This window comes from Streptomyces sp. NPDC058653 (assembly GCF_042716895.1).
Taxonomy (GTDB): domain Bacteria; phylum Actinomycetota; class Actinomycetes; order Streptomycetales; family Streptomycetaceae; genus Streptomyces.
Genome location: NZ_JBHXRM010000039.1, coordinates 21,609 through 36,107, shown reverse-complemented (window position 1 = coordinate 36,107; position 14,499 = coordinate 21,609). Strand labels below are relative to the sequence as shown.

The 14,499-nt window shown below is 70.6% G+C and carries 13 protein-coding genes; 5 read left to right on the top strand and 8 right to left on the bottom strand.

Annotation, left to right across the window (positions count from 1 at the left end; genetic code table 11):
- The first annotated feature begins 12 nt into the window (after window positions 1-12).
- A complete protein-coding gene (locus tag ACFWU9_RS27725) occupies window positions 13-534 on the top strand; it encodes a DUF402 domain-containing protein (RefSeq protein ID WP_384323089.1) in 522 nt (173 codons plus the stop codon).
- A gap of 45 nt (window positions 535-579) precedes the next feature.
- Here ACFWU9_RS27725 and ACFWU9_RS27720 read toward each other — a convergent pair whose 3' ends face one another.
- The 7 genes from ACFWU9_RS27720 to ACFWU9_RS27690 form a co-directional block, all read right to left on the bottom strand.
- Window positions 580-2,331, bottom strand: coding sequence for a serine/threonine-protein kinase (locus ACFWU9_RS27720; RefSeq protein WP_384323087.1), 1,752 nt, complete (start codon window positions 2,329-2,331; stop codon window positions 580-582).
- A 303-nt stretch (window positions 2,332-2,634) separates the two neighbouring features.
- Entirely contained in the window at window positions 2,635-3,288 is a 654-nt protein-coding gene (locus ACFWU9_RS27715) for a response regulator (RefSeq protein ID WP_384323085.1), read from the bottom strand.
- 4 nt (window positions 3,289-3,292) lie between these two features.
- Window positions 3,293-4,786 (bottom strand): sensor histidine kinase, encoded by a 1,494-nt coding sequence (locus ACFWU9_RS27710; protein ID WP_384323082.1) that lies wholly within the window; start codon window positions 4,784-4,786, stop codon window positions 3,293-3,295.
- Window positions 4,787-4,861: 75 nt separating this feature from the next.
- Window positions 4,862-6,109, bottom strand: a complete 1,248-nt coding sequence (locus ACFWU9_RS27705) for a Clp protease N-terminal domain-containing protein (RefSeq protein ID WP_384323080.1) — start codon at window positions 6,107-6,109, stop codon at window positions 4,862-4,864.
- 147 nt (window positions 6,110-6,256) lie between these two features.
- Window positions 6,257-6,700 (bottom strand): TIGR03618 family F420-dependent PPOX class oxidoreductase, encoded by a 444-nt coding sequence (locus ACFWU9_RS27700; protein WP_384323078.1) that lies wholly within the window; start codon window positions 6,698-6,700, stop codon window positions 6,257-6,259.
- Between the two features lie 56 nt (window positions 6,701-6,756).
- Window positions 6,757-8,358 carry a M48 family metallopeptidase gene (locus ACFWU9_RS27695; protein ID WP_384323076.1) on the bottom strand — a complete coding sequence of 534 codons (1,602 nt, stop codon included), beginning with the start codon at window positions 8,356-8,358 and terminating at the stop codon, window positions 6,757-6,759.
- Entirely contained in the window at window positions 8,355-8,876 is a 522-nt protein-coding gene (locus ACFWU9_RS27690) for a hypothetical protein (protein ID WP_384323075.1), read from the bottom strand. Before ACFWU9_RS27690 ends, ACFWU9_RS27695 begins: the two co-directional genes overlap by 4 nt.
- Window positions 8,877-9,190: 314 nt before the next feature.
- On the opposite strand from ACFWU9_RS27690, the gene ACFWU9_RS27685 reads away from it, so the two are divergent.
- Window positions 9,191-9,562 carry a hypothetical protein gene (locus ACFWU9_RS27685; protein ID WP_384323073.1) on the top strand — a complete coding sequence of 124 codons (372 nt, stop codon included), beginning with the start codon at window positions 9,191-9,193 and terminating at the stop codon, window positions 9,560-9,562.
- Between the two features lie 107 nt (window positions 9,563-9,669).
- On the opposite strand, the gene ACFWU9_RS27680 is transcribed toward ACFWU9_RS27685, so the two are convergent.
- Window positions 9,670-10,518 (bottom strand): SDR family NAD(P)-dependent oxidoreductase, encoded by an 849-nt coding sequence (locus ACFWU9_RS27680; RefSeq protein ID WP_384323071.1) that lies wholly within the window; start codon window positions 10,516-10,518, stop codon window positions 9,670-9,672.
- A 141-nt stretch (window positions 10,519-10,659) separates the two neighbouring features.
- On the opposite strand from ACFWU9_RS27680, the gene ACFWU9_RS27675 reads away from it, so the two are divergent.
- The 3 genes from ACFWU9_RS27675 (at window position 10,660) to zwf (ending at window position 14,335) form a co-directional block, all read left to right on the top strand.
- Window positions 10,660-11,505, top strand: coding sequence for a helix-turn-helix transcriptional regulator (locus tag ACFWU9_RS27675; protein ID WP_384323069.1), 846 nt, complete (start codon window positions 10,660-10,662; stop codon window positions 11,503-11,505).
- Between the two features lie 362 nt (window positions 11,506-11,867).
- Window positions 11,868-12,905, top strand: a complete 1,038-nt coding sequence (gene gnd, locus ACFWU9_RS27670; protein WP_384323067.1) for a phosphogluconate dehydrogenase (NAD(+)-dependent, decarboxylating) — start codon at window positions 11,868-11,870, stop codon at window positions 12,903-12,905.
- Entirely contained in the window at window positions 12,902-14,335 is a 1,434-nt protein-coding gene (gene zwf, locus ACFWU9_RS27665; RefSeq protein ID WP_384323065.1) for a glucose-6-phosphate dehydrogenase, read from the top strand. Before gnd ends, zwf begins: the two co-directional genes overlap by 4 nt.
- Window positions 14,336-14,499: the final 164 nt, after the last annotated feature.

Below are 14,499 nucleotides of genomic sequence, written 5' to 3'. Positions count from 1 at the left end.
CGGTGTCGCGCCGTGACCACAGGACGCGGCTCCGTGCTGATCGACATACGGAAGTACGACGGGGGCCTGAGCGCGCTGTGGACCGCGACCCGGCTCGGTGAGGACGTGCACGGCATATGGCTGGGCACGGCGCGGGGCGTTCACGTCGGCTCGGCCACGGGAGGCTGGACGACCCGGTTCCCGTACGTGATGGTGGTCCCGCGCGACGCGTGGTGGACGGCCACCTTCTGTGCGGCTCCGGGCCCCGAGATGTACTGCGACGTGTGCACGGTGCCCGAGTGGAACGCGGACGGGACCGTCCTGACCATGGTGGATCTCGATCTCGATGTCGTACGGCCTCAGGGCGGCGACGCCTGCCTCCAGGACGAGGACGAGTTCGACCAGCACCGCGTGCTGTACGGCTACTCCGACGACACCGTCGACGAGGCCCGGCGGACCTGCGCGTGGTTGATGGAGGCGGGCCGTCGCGGCGGTGAGGGGGCCGAACCCTTCGCCTCGGCGTACCGCCACTGGCTCGGCCTCATGAGGGAGTGACCGGACCGGGACGCGCCCGGTCCTACTGGGCGACGGGTCCCGGTCCTACAGGGCGAGCAGGAGGAGGTTCTTCCGCAGGGCGCGATCCAGCGATCCGTCGGCCTTCATCCGGCCCAGTGCCTTGGTGACTTCGGCGGTGAGCGGGCTGCCCTTGGGCAGGCCGATGGCGTAGGGCTCCTCGCCGAGTGCCAGGCCGGCCAGCTTGAAGGTGTGGGTCTCGCGGGAGGCGGCGTGCGCGGCGAGGGTGGTGTCGTCGGCGGTGACCGCGTCCACCTCGCCCTTGGCGAGGGCGTCGACGCATTGGGCGACACTCGTCCGCGCCACCGGCACGGCCCCCGGGCCGACGCTCGCCGTCAGGGTGTCGAAGGCCGTGGATCCCTCCAGTGCGCAGACCCTCGATCCCCGCAGGTCCGACGGCTCGCGGATGTCGGGGGCGTCCCCGGGCAGGAGTACGTCCTGGTGGGCGGTGAGGTAGGGGGCGCTGAAGTCGACCTCCCGCGAGCGGCTGGGGGTCACCGCGAACGACGCGGCGAGGAAATCCGCCCGGTCCTGTGCCAGCAAAGCGAGACGCGCGGCGGAGGGGGCCTCCTGCCAGACGATGTCAGCGGGGGCGTAGCCGAGTTCACCGGCGACATAGGTCGCCACGTCCACCTCGAATCCGGCGAATCCGCCGTTGGGCAGCTTCTGGCCCAGGCCGGGTCTGTCACCGCTCACGGCGATGGTGATCCTGTCGGTGCCCTTCGCGTCGGGAGGGGTGCTGCCTCTCCCGGGAGAGCTGGTGGACGCACCGGGTGTCGGGTCGTTGGTGCCGGAAGCGCCGTCGGGGAACAGGTTCCACGCCAGGACACCGGTCAGGGCCACCGCCACGACGGCCGCGGAGGCGTACATCCTCGTGCTCCGGCGGCCCGGCCTGCCCGGGGTCGGCCCGATCGGTGCGGGCAGTTGTGCTGGGCTCTCCGGGCCTGCCGCCCCTTCGGGCGTCGCTTCCTCCTGCCGGAGAAGCAGGAGCAGTTCGGCCGGTAAGGGCCGGTCGGCGGCGTCCTTGGACAGGCAGCGTTCGACGACGGAGCGCAGGGCAGGGGGAACATCCCTGAGATCGGGGTCCTCGTGCACGATCTTCATGGCGACCCCGATGGGCGGGGTGCCGGTATGCCCGTCGAACGGACCCCGGCCGGTCGCGGCGTACACGAGTACCGCGCCCAGCGCGAACACATCGGCCGCCGGGCCCACTTGGCGCGGATCGCTCAGCTGCTCGGGCGACATGAAGGACACCGTGCCGAGGATCTTGCTGGTCCGGGTGATCGGTTCGGCGTTCAGGACACGGGCGATACCGAAGTCGATGACGCGGGGGCCGTCCTCGGTCAGCAGCACGTTCCCCGGCTTCAGGTCTCGGTGGACGAGACCGGCCCGATGGATGTCACGCAGTGCCTCGGCGAGCCCCCGGCCCAGTCGCCGTACGGCGTTCTCGTCCAGTGAGCCGGTCTCCTCCAGGCGACGGGCGAGCGTGGGGGCGTCGAAGTACTGGGTCGCCATCCAGGGAGGGTCCCCGTCGGGATCGGCGCTCAGGACGGGTGCGGTGAACGCGCCGCTGACCTGGCGCGCCGCGTCGATCTCCTGCCGGAAGCGGGTGCGGTAGTCGGGGTCGTCCACGAAGTCCCCGCGGATGATCTTCAGGGCTACCCGTCGTCCCGACGGCGACACCGCGAGATGGACAACTCCCATACCGCCCGCACCGATCCGGCCTTCGACGCGGTACTCCCCGATCAGCGAAGGGGGCGTCTCGTGCTCCCGGCTCAACCGTCCCCCTTCGCGGCACTGTGACCGCGGCTCCGCGGCTTGTGGCTCCGCGACCCTGTGTCTCTGCGACCGTATGGCTCTGCGGTCCTGTGGCTCTGTGGCCTTGTGGCTTTGTGGCTTTGTGGCCTTGCGGCCTTCTGGCTCCGCGACGTGCGCGACTTCGCGGCGGTCCCGCGGCGGGGTGCTCCTGCCTGACAAGAACGCGAGGCGGAAGGGCCTGGTTCCGCCTCGTACGGATCAGATGAACCGCACAGATGTGCGAGGGGCGCACGCAGTTCAAGGACGGGGCGGGCGATCGCCGGCTCAACGATCGTCGAGCAGCCCGGCGTCGTGGGCGAGGACGGCGGCCTGTACCCGGTTGGCGCAGCCGGTGCGCGTGAGGATGCGGCTGATGTGCGCCTTGACCGTGCCCGCGCTCAGATACAGCTGACCGGCGATCTCGGCGTTCGACATGCCCGTACCCAGCAGCCTCAGCACGTCCCGTTCGGCGGGCGTCAGCTCGGCGGTCCGTTCGAGCGCCGCCTCGGTGTGCTGGCCGGACTTCACATGCCGGTCCAGGAGTTGGCGGGTGACCCGGGGCGCCAGTACCGGTTCGCCGCCGGCCGCGAGTCGCACGGCGCGGATCAGTTCGTTGGGACCGGTGTCCTTCAGGAGGAACCCACTCGCACCGGCCCGCAGGGCGCGGGTCACGCTCGCCTCCTCACCGAACGCCGTCAGCATCACGACACAGGTGCGGGGCGAGAGGCGGGCGATGTCCTCGGCGGCGCCGATGCCGTCCCTGTTCGGCATCTGGATGTCCAGCAGGGCCACATCGATGGACCGGACCCGGCACGCCTCGGCGGCCTCGTGCCCGTCGCCCGCCTCGGCGACAACCTCGATGTCGTCCGCGTTCTCCAGGATCAGCCGGATTCCCACACGCATCAGCGGCTCGTCGTCGGCCACCAGGACTCGGATCATCAGCTCATCTTAGGGCCGCGTGGGCCAGCAGCACGACGAGGAAGAGGACCGTGGGCAGGGTGACGAGCACCGCCACACAACCCGATCCCAGCACACGGGGCCAGGTCAGGATCTCGTCCGGCAGCGGGGCTCGCGCCCCTCTCGACTCGCCTCCATCGGACGGCGGGCGGGCCGGTGCCGGAGCGGGCCCGGCGGAGGAGTCCTCGGGTACGGCGGACGGGGCGGGCTCGTTCCCGTGGGCGGGCAGCCAGGCCACCAGGCGGAATCCACCGTCGGGCAAGGTCCCTGCCCGGAACGTGCCCCCGAGCAACGAGACCCGCTCCTGGCAACCCGCCAGCCCGCTGTGGCTTCCTCCCTGGGAACGGCGGGAGGTACGGGGCGCCTCGTTGGTGACGGACACCTCGACACCTCTGTCCACACCTCTCACGACCACTCTGGTGGGCGCGCCCGACGCGTGTTTCAGCACATTCGTCAGTCCTTCGCGGACCACCCGGTGGATCGCCTGACGCGTACGCGGATCCCACTCGGCCGTATCGGGAAGAGACCAGTCCAGCTCGACCTCGCTGCCCGTCCGCCGGGACTCCTCCGCAAGAGCGGCGATGTCCTCACGCGTTCCCCTCCTCTCCCCGGCCCCGTCCGTCCGGGCGCTCAAGTCCTCGTGCCGCAGGACACCGAGGATCTCGCGCAGCTCCTCCATGGCCGTACCGGCTGTCGTACGGAGGAGTTCCGCCTGTTCCGCGAGGGCGGGCGCCTGGCGCGCGGCGCCGAGTTCGAGCGCACCGGCGTACACCGAGATCAGGCTCAGCCGGTGGCCCAGAAGATCGTGCATCTCCCCCGCGATCCGGGTCCGTTCCTCCAGCCGGGCCGTCGCGGCGGTCAGCGAACGGGCCTGCTCCAGATAGGCGTTGCGTTCGCGGAGCAGTCTGTTCAGTGGCCGCCGTCGGCCCAGCAGGGTGCCGGCGAGAGCCGGGAGCAGAAGCAGCAGGAGAGCGGAGGCCGCGTTCTCCGCCAGCCCCGACAGCAGGGACTGGGGGCGGAACGGGGCATGGACAAGGGTGAGGACACCGACAGCGGCGCAGGCCGCCCCGGCGACCTGCCACACACGTCGCGCCGGTGCGATACGGCGCGTGGCGGAGAGCACGAGCAGCGGCGCCACCGCCAGGGTCCACACGTTCTCACCCACGACGAGCAGGGAACAGCCCAGGACCGCGGCGACCGGCCGGCCTCGCCGGGCGGGGACGAGCACCACCGCCAGCAGTGCCTCCAGAACGGCCGACACGAGCCGGTGCGGGGGCGCCAGCAGCAGGGGCAGCAGACCGACGGCCGCCACCAGGAGACAGAGGAGTGCCTCGGCCACCACCGTACGGCGGTCGGCGGCGCGCACCGCGGACCAGCACTCCAGCGCCTCCCGGCGCAGCCGGTTCCGGGCACCGGCCGGCGTGTGACCCGGCCGCCGGCGCGGGCGCGAGAGCCGCGTGTACTCGGGCGCCTTACTCATGATCTCCCCTGCCCCGCCGTCCGGTCTTCCGGCCGGAACGGTAGCCGCGTGGGTCGGCGCGCGGAGCCCCGGGGGTCATCCGCCCAGCCGGAGACTCAGCTCTGCCCGCAGCGTGTCCACGTCCACGCCGTCGGCGGCCAGCAGACCGGCCACCCCGCCGTCCGCCCCCGGGTCCGCTTCGGTGTCCTGCCCCGTCGACGAGTTGTCGAGCAGCGCGGACAGCAGGTGGACCGTACCGACCGTGGGCGATCCGTGCTCGGCGGCGGACAGGCGCGCCATCGCCGCGACCCGCTCGGCGGCAGCGGACTGTCCCATCGTGTCGCCCGGGGGGAGGACGGCGGAGGAGACCGCAAAAGCCGCCGGGACCAGGGAGACCTGCCTCGCGCCGTGACAAAGAAGCAGATCCCCTGCGGAGTTGGCGACCTCCAGAGCGGTGGGAAGCGAGCGCCCGGCGACGTACAGCGCCCGGTCCAGCGCGAGCACACCCAGCAGAAGGTCCACCGGCTCCACCTCGGCGCGCCCGCACCGTACCGCCTGCCGCTGGGCCTCGACCGACACAGCGAACAGCAGCGGCGAGCCGTTCAGGGAACTGCCGGAGGTCCATGAAGTCACCGCGCGGCTCAGGCGGTTGCCGCTCCTGCCCGCCACTCCGGCCCGCCGGAGAAGGGTGACGCCGCGGGACTCGGGCCGTTCCGTCCCGCCCGGGGCCTCTGCCTTCAGCCGGTCGAGCGCGGCCGACGCGGCGGCCACGTCCAGCCGCTCCAGCAACAGGGCTTCCCGCGCCCTGGTGTTGGGCAGGTCCAGCAGGGCACGCGCCACATGTGTGCAGCGTACGGAGACCGTCCCCTCGGCGCGGGCCGAGCCGAGCGCGAGGAGCAGACACGCGCGCATCGCCCCGCTCATCCCGGGCAGCACCCCGCCGCTCTCCGAAGCCGGTCGGCGCGAGCCGAGTCCGTGGCGCCACTGTGCCTCACGCCAGACGGCGTCCACCTCTTCCCCGTCGGCATCCTCACCGGCGCCGGCGGTCCCGCCCGCTCCACCGGGCGCCTCGTCGTCACTCACCCAGCCGCGGCCCGCCATGCCGTTGATCAGGCCGGTGAGCGACCCGGACTTGCGCATGCCGGGGGCTGTCGCCGCACCGGCGTCGCTGTCACCCATCACCAGCTCGGCAAGCAGGGTGTCCGTTCCCACGTACGGCAGCTCGCGCTTCACCGCGTGCCGCAGCGTCGCCACGAACAGCTCCACGACGTCCGGTTCGAACTCCGTGGCCATCCCGCCCACAGCTGCGCCGCCGACCGCGTCGCAGGTCTCCCGCTGTCCCATCCGCGCTCCCCTCAAAGACTGTTGGCCCTGTCCGAGAAACGCTAGAGCCGCCCTCCCCACCAGCGCGTCGCCCGATCGGCCATACTCCTGGGCCGATCGGCACGCCCGGCCGCGGGCGGCGACTCCTACGACAGGTGTGCGTGCCGGTCAGGGAGCGGGGACGGGGCCTCCGGGCCGGAACCGCTCCACCCCGACGATGTGCCGCACCTTGACCGGACGCACGATCATCGCGACCCGCTGTTCTCCCGGCATGATCCACTCGAAGTCGCTTCCGAGGTACTTGCGGGCCAGCCGGTCCATCCGGTCGTGTGCCTCCTCGCCCTCGATGAAGCGGGCCACCACGCCACTGATCTGCACCCGGTCGAAGGGGTCGGTGGCGTCCGCGTGCGAGAGATAGACACGGGGGTCGCGGCGCAGGTTCTCCTCCTTCACCCGACCCACCGAGGTGTTGAACGTCAGCTCCCCCTCCCCCTCCAGATCCACCCACATCGGGCTGACCTGAGGTGCTCCATCGGCGAACACGGTGCCGACGTACCAGATGTTGGGGGCCCGTAGCCGGGCGCGGACAGCTTCGTCGAATGTCGCGGTCATCCAGGGAGGGTACTCACCGTGATCGGGAGGCAGTGGTCGGGCACCGCCTCGCCCGGTTACGTCCGCAGGCACTCGCAGGCATCCGCTCGGGGTTTCCGGAGGTTCCATGACCGGATGGCGAGGGGGACGGCCAGAGCGACGAACACGACCGCCACGAGGACCGGTCCGGGACCGAAGCGACCTGTGATGAAAGCAGTCACCAGCTCCGGAGCGGCGGATGTGCAGGTGTGTCCCGGCTGCGAGCAAAGAAGCGTCGCGCTGCGCAGAAGAACCGCCCAGGTCCACAGAACGACGAACAGCCACCCACCCAGAAGGCAGGCTGACGGCACGGCCACCCTCAGGAATCGCGGTATCCGCTCCGCGTGGGGATCGACGCGGAACCACTGGGCGCCGAGCAGGGTGAGCCAGCCGCACAGCAGCAGCATGCCGACGACCAGCGCGGTGAGCACGGACGGTGCCAGGGGGAAGCCGAAGATCCCGAAGCTGGAGCCTCTGGTGTAGAGGGCGGTCCAGGTGCCGGCGAGCAGCCCTGCCGCCGCGAGCACCGCGGTGGACACGGTCCGCATGACGCTGGTGGTGCCGGCGTACCAGTGATGACGCCACAGCGTGAAGGCCAGAAACATCGTCAGGCCGAGCCCGACGAGGAGTCCGCACAGGAACGGGCTGAAGAACTTGTCGCGCGGACCGTAGAACCTCAGCAGCATGTCCTGGAGGGTCGCCAGCAGCACTCCGGCCGTGGTCCCGCCGAGAAAGACGATGCCGCGGGAGGAGGCGAGGATCCGTTCCGGCACCTCGAGCGCACCCCGCCGCTCTCCGCCCATGGGGTGGTGACGCAGCCAGCTTCGGAGCTTTGCCTCTGTTCCCTCGCCCTGAGCGTCGAGTGCGGCCATGAGCGCGTCGCGGTCCGCCAGCCCGGCGTGAAGGTCCGCGTGATATTCACGAAAGCGCAGATACGCTCGCGCGATCAGCTCGCCGAGCGTGATCAGGAGGACGATCCGCACCAGGGTGGGGAATCCGCCCAGTTCCCCGGGGGAGAGCGCCAGTACGTACGCGGTGAAGGCCCCCGCCAGGAGATTCGACCAACGCAGGGCTGTCATCACGGCGTACGACCGCAGATCTCCGCTCCGCAGATGTGCGATCTCGTGGCGTACGACGGCTTCGAAGATCCGGTGGGAGTGTTCGTCCTTCTCCCGCATGGCCAGCAGCTCCGGCCCCAGCATCAGGAGCGGTGGCCAGAGGAAGCCGCCGGTGACATACGCACCGGCTCGCGCGTTCGGGTCCACCATCACGGTCGGCTCGCGCTGGAGTCCCGCTTCCCGAACGAGATTCCGGACCGCCGGGGTCGCCCCTGTGAATGGGGCGTCGGCCAAGGGCATGGAGCGCTGGACGCTCCGCAGGGTCGCCACGTAGTAGATCAGCGGGCCCGGTCCAAGGAGCAGCGCGAGGTACTTCAGCGTGCCGCTGAACATCGCCCCGGCTTCTTTGGGGCAGTTCATGAATTGCCCGAAGGCACAGTCCATGGGCGCCTCCCGGTCGGCCAGCCACAGGGAGAAGAACAGGTCTCCGGTCAGCACGGTGGCCGCGAGCAGCCCCAGCATCAGCGCGAGATCGGAGGGGAACGCCCGAATGGTGAGGACAGGAGGGCGACAGGCGGTCACGTCTGCGACTCCTGGACACCTTCCGGCCTCAGCAGCACGAGTTCGCCGACCACGGCATCCGAGAGGACGACCGCCGCCGCCGAGTCCATACCGAGGTGCTCCGCCTTGGCACATACCGACGTGCGTACGGCGCGCAGCTGGCTGTCGCTGAGCGCCGCGACCGGCACCTCGACACTGTCGCTGTCACGGGGCTTGCGCGACAGCAGGTCCAGTAACGCCGCTGTCCAGCGCGTACCCCGGTTCTTCACCTCCTCCGCGGCGCCCGAGACCAGCGCCGCGACCGCCCAGCCGGTGACCACGACGACCACCGGTGTCACCGCCCCGGAGACATCGCCTAGCCCGCTGCCCAGCGGTCTGTCTCTCTCGGCCCGCGGACGCGACCTCGGTTCGCCGCGATAGGGGACCGCGAGCAGGGAGAATGCCGCCAACTCGTCGGGCGCCACCCGCGCCACGACACGACGCGCAAGCTTGTCGCGCGAAACGCGAACGGTCGCGCTCGCTCTGTTCTCGGACGTCACGGTGCCTTCCGCTTTCCTCTGCCGACGGACGACACCGATGCTGCCACCCAGGAGCGCTCGTGAGGTCACCTTTCGTGATACTCGCGTGACGAAGAGCTACCGCGCCCGGGCCCGAGGCGGGAGATGCGAGTGGTCGGCCGTGGAGGGAACGCCGGGCGGATGCCGGTAGTCAGGGGAACGGAAGGTCTGACGGGCCGGTAGATTCATGAGACCCGCGGCGCTGGGCCCTGGGCGTTGTCGTTTCGTGCTGGCCTCGGACCGAACGGCTCGACCGAGCGCGAACGGCACCGGACTGCGGCAGCAGGGGGATGGGCATGGGGAACGGCGGGGAAGCGGAAGTGCGCCGGGAGCGCACGCGTGCCAAGCGGGTGACGGAAGGACTGACCGTCGCCGTGGCGTCGGTCCTCTCATTCTGTCTGCTGGTCGGTCCGGCGGTGGTCTTCGGTGCGACCGCCTGGCAACTGGTCACCGACGACACCGCCACCGCGTTCAGCCGGTTCCTGGCGCCGGTGATCTTCCTCGCCCTTGCCGCGCTGCCGCTCATCTTGGCCCGCGTCGTGTTCCGCTCGGGCCGGCGCAAGGGGAGGGAGCGACTGACGGCGGCGGTCCCGGCGGTCCTGACGCTGCTCGGCGGGTCCGTCGTGCCCTTCGCGGCACTGTCTCTCATCTTCGTGTACGCGGACTGACCACCGGGCTGCGACGGTCGGTCCGACTCCCGCAGACGGGCTCTTCCCCCAGGGACCGAACTGGCGGTCTGCGTACGGCGTGTGCTCGCCCTGGCGGTCGGATCGGCTCAGGAGGTGGTGGGCTTGCCCTGTGCGAGGCGGGAGATGTGGTCCCACTGCTCCAGCCCGGCGAGTCGGGCGGCGTACTCGGTACGCAGGGGCTCCAGGCCGCCGGTTCCGAACAGGACCCGCATGGGCGGCTCGGGCGTGTCCACGAGTGCGAGGAGGGCGTCGGAGGTCGCCGCGGTGTCGCCCGGCGTGAATCCGGCGGCTTCGGCCCCCGCGTACAGGGCCCCCCGGGCGTGGTCGTAGGCCGGGTCCTGCTTGACCTGCGGGGACTCGGTGGCCAGACCGGTGGAGAACATGAGCGGCTCGATCAGGGTGACGTGGATGCCGTACGCCGCGACCTCGGCGGCGAGTGATTCGCTCATCGCCTCAAGGGCCCATTTCGAGGCCTGGTAGATGCCGAGTGCCGGCATGGCGACGAGGCCTCCGTAGGAGGACACCTGAAGGATCCGGCCCGCACGGCGCTCGCGCATTCCGGGGAGTACGGCCCGGGTGGCCCACAGCGCGCCGAAGTAGTTGACGTCCATCTGGGCTCGGGCCTGCTCTTCGTCGGCCTCTTCGACGGCGCCGACGAGCATGTGACCCGCGTTGTTGACCAGCACGTCGATTCCGCCGAGCGTCGCCTCGGCGTTCCGTACGGCCTCGCGGACACCCGTGGCGTCGCGGACGTCGAGCCGCAGCGGCAGGAAGCGGTCCCCGTAGCGCTCGGACAGCGGCGCCAGCGCCGTCGTGTCACGGGCAGCCGCCGCGAGCCGGTCGCCGCAGGCGAGGATCGCCTCGGCCCAGTGCGCGCCCAGCCCGCGGGACGCTCCGGTCAGGAACCAGGTCCGGGAGGTTCTTGCTTCGGTCATCAGGATCTTCTCCAGCATCCGATCGGGCGGGTCCCGGTCTGATGGCCAGTCTTTCGCCGATCACGGCGGTCAGGCAGAGTCGCCCTACCCGGGGATCGGCGGTCTCTGGCTGCCGATCCGACCGGGGCGCAGACTGGATCTGTGGATCCCAAGCAACTGGCGGACTTCCTGCGGGTGCGCAGGGAGGCGCTCGACCCCGGGGACGTCGGCCTCCCGGGCACACGGCGGCGGCGCACTCCCGGACTGCGCCGTGAGGAGGTCGCGCACCTGGCCGACATGTCGACGGACTACTACACCCGGCTGGAGCAGGACCGCGCGCCGCAGCCGTCGCCGGACATGCTGCGGGCGATCACCAGGGCACTGCGCCTGACCCTGGACGAGCGCGACCATCTCTTCCGGCTGGCGGGGCATCCGCCGCCGGACCGCAGCTCCTCCGACGACCATGTCTCGCCGAGCCTGCTGGCCGCCCTGGACCGCCTGTCCGACGTCCCGGCGCAGGTGATGACCGACCTCGGTGCCACCCTGGTACAGAACGGCCTGGCCCGGTCCGTCTTCGGTGACCTCACCGCGCTGCGCGGCCCGACGGGCACCGTGGTGTACCGGTGGTTCACCGATCCCGGCGCCCGCGCCGGGTATCCGGTCCAGGACCACGCGACAGAGTCCCGGGCACTCGTCGCCGACCTGCGTGCCGCGGTCGTTCGCCGTGACGACGCGCAGGCGAAGGACCTGGTCAAACGGCTGCTACGGGCAAGTCCCGAGTTCGAGGCCCTCTGGCGTCTGCACGCGGTGGGAGTCATGCGCGGCAGACGCAAGCGGATCCAGCACCCCGAGGTCGGCCTGCTGCAATTCGACTGCCAGATGCTCCTCGACGAGGAGCGCACACAGATCCTCGCCCTGTTCTCCCCCGCGCCTGGCACACCGACAGCGGAACGCCTCTCCCTCCTCGGTTCCCTGGGGCTGCCGGCCGCCCAGCGACCTACCCGGTGACGCGGGCACCGGCCACACCGCCCAGGACACGATGGCCCGAATGGGGCCCCATACGCTTCCTGCCACCGGATTTGCCGCGCTGCTCGCCATCAGCGCCCGGCCCGACGGGACACCGGCGACGAGTGCGACGTGAGGCTGACACGCTTCGCCGACGTCGGCGTCGATGACCCGGCTTTCGCCGACCATCTGCCAGAGTGACGCCGAAGGAGCCCTTCGGCACCTCATGGAACGACATTCCGGACCGCATTTCCCAGCAACGGGCGACTCTTTCGTGACCGGGCGCTCCCCCGGCCCGAGAACAAAGATCTCCCCATTGCCGGGACCCCGGTCGGTCGGCGCCCTTCCCCTGGAGGAGAACAGCCATGACGACAGACACCCCCATGCAATTGGGCATGATCGGGCTCGGCCGGATGGGCGCGAACCTCGTACGCAGGCTCATGCGGGACGGACACCGCTGTGTCGTCTTCGACCTCGACAGGAGCGCGGTCGCAGATCTGGAGAGTGAGGGGGCGGTCGGTGCCTCCTCGATCGCCGATTTCGCGGCGAAGCTGGAGCAGCCCCGTAACGCCTGGCTCATGCTGCCTGCCGGCGTGGTCCAGCCGGCGCTCGACGAACTGGTCGCACTGCTCGATCCCGACGACGCGGTCATCGACGGCGGCAACTCCTACTACCGGGACGACATCGTCCGCGCCCAACAGCTCGCCCCCCGTGGGATCCACTACCTGGACTGCGGAACCTCCGGCGGCATCTGGGGCCTCGACCGCGGCTACTGCCTCATGATCGGCGGAGAGAAGGAGCCGGTCGCCCGGCTCGACCCGGTCTTCAGGAGCATCGCCCCCGGTGAGGGCGCGGCCGAGCCCACACCAGGCAGGACCCGCACGGACGGCACCGCTCCCCACGGCTATCTGCACTGCGGGCCGAGCGGCGCCGGGCACTTCGTGAAGATGGTCCACAACGGGATCGAGTACGGGATGATGGCCTCGATCGCCGAGGGTCTCAGCATCATCGAACACGCGGACGTCGGCCTCAGGAAGCGGACGGCGGACGCCGAGACCACTCCCCTTCGCGAACCCGAGGCGTACCGGTACGACATTGACGTCGCCGAGGTCGCCGAGGTCTGGCGCCGCGGTTCGGTGGTCGGGTCCTGGCTGGTCGACCTGATCGCCGACGCCCTCGCGCGGTCCCCGGGTCTCGATGAATTCACCGGCCGCGTCTCCGATTCCGGCGAAGGCCGGTGGACCGTCCTCGCGGCGGTCGACGAGGGCGTACCCGCCGGTGTCATCTCGACGGCGCTCACCGAGCGATTCCAGTCCCGGGGACTCGGCGAGTTCACCGACAAGGTCCTGTCGGCAATGCGCGGTGAGTTCGGCGGCCACGTGGAGAAGGGGAGTGGATCATGACGCGCCCGGATCCTCATGTCGTCGTGATCTTCGGAGCCACCGGCGATCTCGCGACGCGCAAGCTGATCCCCGGTCTCTTCCATCTCGCGGCGGCGGGCCTGCTGCCCGAGAACTACCGCGTCGTGGGCTCGGCCCCCGCCTCGGCCGCCATGAGCGACGCGGACTTCCGGGACCACGCCCACGAGGCGGTCGCCACCTACGGCCTCACCCAACCTGCCGGAAAGGCGTGGAAGTCGTTCGAGGCCGCGCTCTCCTTCGGCGCGGCCGACCCTGACAACCCCGAACCACTGCTCACGAAGGTGAAGGCGGCCGAGGACGCCCTGGGGGGCCGTCCGCGCCGCCTGTTCCATCTCGCGGTTCCTCCCGCCGCCTCCCGCTCGGTCATCGGGATGCTGGGTGCCACGGGACTCGCGAAGAACGGGCGGGTGATCGTCGAGAAGCCCTTCGGAACCGACCTGGCCTCCGCGCGCGAGCTCAACAGAATCATCCACTCCGTCTTCGACGAGTCGCGGGTGTTCCGCATCGACCATTTCCTCGGCAAGGAGTCGGTGGAGAACATCCTCGCCCTGCGCTTCGCCAACGGCCTGTTCGAACCCATCTGGAACCGTGACCACATCAGCGCCGTGCAGATCGATGTGCCCGAGACGATCGGGATCGAAGGGCGCGCCCAGTTCTTCGAAGAGACCGGCACGTTCCGGGACATGCTTGTCACACATCTCATCCAGGTGCTGAGCCTCGTGGCCATGGAGCCTCCGGCGTCCCTCGAAGCGGGACCGCTTCGGGACGAGAAGGTCAAGGTCTTCAGGGCGATGCGGCCCATCGATCCCGCGCATGTCGTGCGCGGCCAGTACGAGGGCTACCGAGAAGAGCCGGGCGTCGCACCGGACTCGGCGACCGAGACCTTCGTCGCGATGCGCGTGGAGGTCGACAACCGGCGCTGGGCGGGGGTGCCCTTCTACCTGCGCTCCGGCAAGTCCCTCGCGCAGCGCCGGCAGGTGATCAGTCTGAGCCTGCGCGAACCACCGCTGCGGATGTTCCCCGGGGACGAGACCGCCGGCGACGACTCGATCGTGATCGACTTCGGCGATCCCGGCTGGATCGCCGCCCGGTTCCTGGCCAAGAAGCCAGGACCGGCCATGCACCTGAGCCCCGCACGGATGACCTTCCGCTACGGGGACACGTTCCGGGAGAAGAACGCGCTCGAGGGCTACGAACGGCTGATCCTCGACGCGATGCTGGGCGACCAGGCGCTGTTCACGAGGTCGGACGGCATCGAACGGATCTGGGAGACCGCCTCCGACCTGCTGACGAACCCTCCGCCGCTCCAGCCTTACGCGGTCGGCTCGTGGGGGCCCGAACCTGCCGCCACGGACCTGATCGCGCCGTACCGCTGGTATCTGCCGGAGGGCGAGGAAAAGCCCGACAGTTGACAGTCCCCGGCAGTGCCCGCTCTTGGGCAGCGGTCGCCACGGACCCTCTCAGGAACGGCATTCGTCCCCGGCGGCAGGCGACGGCGCACTGACGTTGTGGGACGGGTCGGGGCAGCCCGGGCCCGTCCCCGCAGAACGCCGGGCTACCCCGCAGAGACCGCAGG

Excerpts from the sequence above, each read along its gene's own strand:
- ACFWU9_RS27705 (WP_384323080.1), bottom strand. The coding sequence starts at position 6,109 with ATGGGACAGCGGGAGACCTGCGACGCGGTCGGCGGCGCAGCTGTGGGC.
- ACFWU9_RS27680 (WP_384323071.1), bottom strand. The coding sequence starts at position 10,518 with ATGACCGAAGCAAGAACCTCCCGGACCTGGTTCCTGACCGGAGCGTCC.
- gnd (WP_384323067.1), top strand. The coding sequence starts at position 11,868 with ATGACGACAGACACCCCCATGCAATTGGGCATGATCGGGCTCGGCCGG.
- ACFWU9_RS27715 (WP_384323085.1), bottom strand. The coding sequence starts at position 3,288 with ATGATCCGAGTCCTGGTGGCCGACGACGAGCCGCTGATGCGTGTGGGA.
- ACFWU9_RS27685 (WP_384323073.1), top strand. The coding sequence starts at position 9,191 with ATGGGGAACGGCGGGGAAGCGGAAGTGCGCCGGGAGCGCACGCGTGCC.
- ACFWU9_RS27710 (WP_384323082.1), bottom strand. The coding sequence starts at position 4,786 with ATGAGTAAGGCGCCCGAGTACACGCGGCTCTCGCGCCCGCGCCGGCGG.
- ACFWU9_RS27700 (WP_384323078.1), bottom strand. The coding sequence starts at position 6,700 with ATGACCGCGACATTCGACGAAGCTGTCCGCGCCCGGCTACGGGCCCCC.
- zwf (WP_384323065.1), top strand. The coding sequence starts at position 12,902 with ATGACGCGCCCGGATCCTCATGTCGTCGTGATCTTCGGAGCCACCGGC.